General features: G+C 68.0%; 4 protein-coding genes. 2 read left to right on the forward strand and 2 right to left on the reverse strand.

Going from position 1 to position 3,505, the window contains the following annotated elements:
- Positions 1–568, forward strand: a 568-nt coding sequence (locus tag DBR23_RS06895) for a LysR family transcriptional regulator substrate-binding protein (protein ID WP_146191261.1), incomplete at its 5' end; no start/stop codon positions are given.
- Between the two features lie 47 nt (positions 569–615).
- Here DBR23_RS06895 and petA read toward each other — a convergent pair.
- Complete coding sequence (gene petA / locus DBR23_RS06900) at positions 616–1,242, reverse strand: ubiquinol-cytochrome c reductase iron-sulfur subunit (protein ID WP_108497744.1); 627 nt, start codon at positions 1,240–1,242, stop codon at positions 616–618.
- Between the two features lie 361 nt (positions 1,243–1,603).
- On the opposite strand from petA, the gene DBR23_RS06905 reads away from it, so the two are divergent.
- Positions 1,604–2,779, forward strand: a complete 1,176-nt coding sequence (locus tag DBR23_RS06905; protein ID WP_108497746.1) for a sigma-54-dependent Fis family transcriptional regulator — start codon at positions 1,604–1,606, stop codon at positions 2,777–2,779.
- 89 nt (positions 2,780–2,868) lie between these two features.
- Here the strand turns inward: DBR23_RS06905 and DBR23_RS06910 are convergent.
- The coding region (locus tag DBR23_RS06910; protein WP_108497745.1) for a TetR/AcrR family transcriptional regulator at positions 2,869–3,505 on the reverse strand (637 nt) is incomplete at its 5' end.

Below are 3,505 nucleotides of genomic sequence, written 5' to 3' on the forward strand. Positions count from 1 at the left end.
CCTGCTGCCCCAGGCGCTGGAAGTGCTGGGCCAGTACCACCCCGGCATCGATGTGCAGGTGCTGGTGCTCACGTCGCAGGAGACTGTGTCGCGGTTGGCGCTGGGGGCATTGGATGTGGGCCTGGTGGCCTTGCCCATGGCCTCGGTGCGCGGGGTGACGGTGATGCCGTGGCGGCGCGACCCCGTGATGGCGTTCGTCCCCTCGGCCTGGGCGGCGCCCCGCAGGGTCACGCCCCAGTGGCTGGCGGGTCAGCCGTTGATCCTGAACGATGACGGCACCAGCCTGTCACGCCTGACGAACGATTGGCTGGCCTTGGCGGGCGAGCTGCCCAAGGCGCGCATCCAACTCAACTACAACGATGCCATCAAGAGCCTGGTGGCCGCCGGCTACGGGGCCACGCTGCTGCCAAACGAGGCATCCACCGCCACGCCGCTGGACCCGCGCATTCGCATGCTGCCGGTGCAGCCCCGGCTGTGGCGGCCCCTGGGCATCGCCCACCGCACGGGCCCGGTGGAGCGCGCCACCCAGCATGTGCTGGATGTGCTGTGGCAACAGAAGCAGGTGTGACGCGAAGCTGAACCGGGAATGTGCCGCCCCAGGCCGCCGCCTATCGCTTAGGCTGCGTCGTCCCCGATGAGCAGCCGGGTGCCGGACACGTAGCGGTGCGGCGGTACCTCCAGGTTGGTGGGCGCGGGCTTGTTCTTGAAGACGCGGCCCGCCAGGTCGAAGGTGGAGCCGTGGCATGGACAAAAGAAGCCGCCCTGCCACTGGTCGCCCACGCTGGGGTTGGTGGTGCCTGCGGGCACGGCGGTGGGGGAGCAGCCAAGGTGGGTGCATATGCCCACTGTGACAAACACCTCGGGTCGGATGGAGCGTTGCGGGTTGCGGGCGTACTCGGGTTGCTGGTCCTTGCGCGAGGCGGGATCGGCCAGTGCGGCGTCTTGCTGGGGCAGGGCGGCCAGCATCTCGGGCGTACGCCGCATGATCCACACGGGCTTGCCGCGCCATTCCACCGTCTTTACGCCGCCGGGCGGCAGGTCGCTGATGTCTACCTCCACGCCGGCGCCCATGGCCCGCGCGCGCTCGCTGGGGGCCAGGCTGGACACCAGGGGCACGGCGACCCCTGCCGCCGCCACGCAGCCTGTGGCCGCCGTCAGCAGCACCAGCTGCCGACGCTCTGCAGCGGGATCGCCCTCTGTGCCTGGAAGGGAGCCATTCGTTGTAGCGGGGTGGAGGGCCATGGGGGCTTTCTGAGAAGGAGGACGGGACGGGCTGTGGTACAGAAAAGGTTCTCGCCGGGGTGACAGCCACCGCCCGCATCGCTGCGGACGGCTATGGCTTACCGCAAACCGCGTGCCATCGCCCGCAAGACCTGCGTGCCATGGCGCGTGCTGCATGAAAAGCCCGTGAATTCAATGGATTGCGCGCGCGGTGTCGGGTTGGCAGGTGCGCCGCAGGCCCGGCAGCGGCCGGATTCACTGCCACCCTGTCTGCCAAGCCGGCTGCCAACTGCCATCCATTGCAGTCCGCATGGCATAGATCAAAGGCCCGCTGCCGAAACCGGTGCACCGTCAGGGCCCTTGCATGTACGAAGGTTTTTCCATGCCCCACCTCCCCGCACCACCCGCAGAACTGGTGTCCTTTCTGGAAGGCCTGCCAGATCCGCACATCCTGGTGTACGACCGCTATCGCATCCTGGCGGCCAATGGCGCCTATCGCCGCCTGTTCGGTACGGCTGGCGGCGCGGAGGGCAAAACGGGATTTTTTGTGGAAAAGATGGTGCCTTTGCCGGTGGCGGCGCAGCCGGTGCCGTCCGCGCAGGGGCTCATTGGGCGTTCGCCCGCGTTCCAGAAGATGCTAGGGCTGGTGGCGCGGGTGGCGCCTTCGCGGGCTGCGGTGTTGCTGCTGGGCGAGTCGGGCACGGGTAAGGAGCTGGTGGCCCATGCCGTGCACCAGGGCAGCCTGCGCGCGCGGCGTGCGCTGGTGCCCGTGGACTGCTCCAGCATGCCCGAGGCGCTGTTCGAGTCCGAGCTGTTCGGGCATGAGAAAGGGGCGTTCACCGGCGCGGCCCAGGCCCGGCCGGGGCTGGTGGAAGCGGCAGACGGTGGCACGCTGTTTCTGGACGAAGTGGGCGACATCCCGCTGCCGCTGCAGGTCAAGCTGCTGCGCCTGCTGGAGACCGGCACCTACCGCCGCGTGGGCAGCACCGAGCTGCGGCATGCCGACCTGCGCGTGGTGTCTGCCACGCACCGCAACCTGCGGCACATGGTGGCCGCAGGGCACTTTCGCGAAGACCTGTATTACCGCCTGAGCACCTTCCCCATCCACCTGCCACCGCTGCGCGAACGCCAGGGGGACACCGCTTTGCTGGCACGCGCGCTGCTGGAGCGCGTGGCGCCCCCGCCCCGTGCGCTGCAGTTGTCTGGCGCTGCGCTGGCCTTGCTGGAGGCGCAGCCGTACCCCGGCAATGTGCGGGAATTGCGCAACCTGCTGGAGCGCACCGCCTTGCTGTGCGATGGCGACAGCATCGGCGCGGAGCATGTGCAGCAAGCGCTTGCCTGTGGTCTGCCCCCGCTCGCGGGTGCGGTGGCTCAGGGCGCAGGGGTGCTGCCTGTATCGGTTGCGTTAGCGGGGCTGCCACGCCGCCGCCCCTTGCCCGACGACGAGGCCCTGCGCCAGGCGGTGGCTGCCCACCAGGGCAGCCGTTTAGCCCTGGCGCGGCGGCTGGGCATCAGCGAGCGATCGCTGTACCGGCGGCTGAAAACATTGGGTGCTTGACACCAATAAGTGAAGAAATTGGCCTCAAGCGCATATGTTGATTGTGCTGGCAGCTATCTTTTATATAGCGTTTGGTGCGCCTTGCTGGCTTAGACCACCGCATCGGGCGCCAGCGCGCTCAGCACCATGCGCACGATCAGTTCCTCGGCCTTTTCGTAGTCGCGCTCGGTCAGGGAGGGCTTGCCCAGCAGCAGGGCGAACTGGGCTTCCTGCTCCGCATACGCCTGGGTGACCGACCAGATGATGAACATCAGGTGCGTGAAGTTGACCTTGGCAATGCGGCCCTCGCGCGCCCAGCGCTCGAAGGTGCGCACCTCGGTCTTGAGCAGCGGCGCCACGCGTTCGGTGATGGCCGTGCCATACCGTGGTGCACCTGCAATCACCTCTTTGGTGAACACCTTAGCGCCCTGGGGGCGGGTGCGCGAATAGTGCAGCTTGGCGCGGATGTAGCGCCGAAGCGCCTGCTGGGGGTCATCGCTGTGCGACAGGTCTTCCATGCCCGCCAGCCACTGGGTGAGCACATCGTCCAGCACCCGCTGGTACAGCGCCTCCTTGCTCGGGAAGTAATACAGCAGGTTGTGGCGGCTGATGCCGATGGCGGCGGCAATGCTCTCCAGCGATGCGCCCTCAAAGCCGAATTGCGCAAACTGATTCTCGGCCTCGGTAAGGATGCCCTGCTCCTTGAGCAGCCGCGAGGCCGTGGGGGCGCGGGGGGCGGACTCGTCG

Source organism: Acidovorax sp. HMWF018 (assembly GCF_003061035.1).
Taxonomy (GTDB): domain Bacteria; phylum Pseudomonadota; class Gammaproteobacteria; order Burkholderiales; family Burkholderiaceae_C; genus Acidovorax; species Acidovorax delafieldii.